Source organism: Aquimarina macrocephali JAMB N27, from assembly GCF_000520995.1.
Classification (GTDB): Bacteria; Bacteroidota; Bacteroidia; order Flavobacteriales; family Flavobacteriaceae; genus Aquimarina; species Aquimarina macrocephali.
This window is the reverse complement of record NZ_JACA01000127.1, coordinates 1-841: the sequence shown is the minus strand read 5'-3', so window position 1 is coordinate 841 and position 841 is coordinate 1. Positions and strand designations below refer to the sequence as shown.

Genomic DNA, 841 nt, shown 5'->3' with positions numbered 1-841 from the left:
GTAAAAATCTGGCTGCTATAAATTCATTGTCATTATTTACTTTACCTGCCGATAGTAAACGTTGGTACTGCATAATCTTTTTATCCTGTTCTGCTGATTCATCGATATATAATAAGAAGCTTCTATTACTATTATCTTCGTAGATACTTTCTTGTGTGGTACAGCCTGCAACAGATACAGGGCCTTCTACAGTAAGGTGTATGGTTTTGGTATTACCTTTTCTATCCTTGTGTACAACCGTTTTAGTGATTCTCTTTTTAGATTGTAGTTCCCGTAAAGGGTAGAGTACTGATTCTGCTCCGTCCAGATCTTCTATAAGTATAAGTTTATTTCGTAATTCTGTTCTGTTGAAGTAATAAAAGGCATTGGCAGATAATACCGTGATTTCTATTTTATCTTCTTCGGGGATGAGTTCTGCTACTTTAGATTGTAAATGTGTTTTACCAACTCCCGAACTCCCCAAGCTAATGCAGTGTAAAGGGTTTGCTGTTTTACGGCTTGTAAAGATCAGGTACATTAATAATCGGTTGGCTTCTTCACCAATAACTCCTGATCTGCCGATTAATGTATTGGTCTTTTTAAGTAAGTCTTTAGATTTTAAGAACTTTTCTGCTGCTTGTTGTTCTTTTTTTGATAATTGCTTGCTTGCAGGTGCTGCCTGCTCTTGTTGTTCTCTGGCTAGTTCATTGATACGGTATTGCTCTAAGGCACTGGTAAGATTTTGTAATGTTTCACGTATGATAGTAGTACCCATTTCTATACGCTCTGCGGTTTTACGTATCAACTTTTCTACCATATTGTCATTATACAGGTCAATACTATGGCGCAATACATTGTGTTT

The 841-nt window shown here is 36.5% G+C and carries 1 pseudogene; it reads right to left on the bottom strand.

Going from position 1 to position 841, the window contains the following annotated elements:
* Positions 1–841, bottom strand: a pseudogene (locus Z054_RS0127430) (hypothetical protein); the annotation flags it as partial.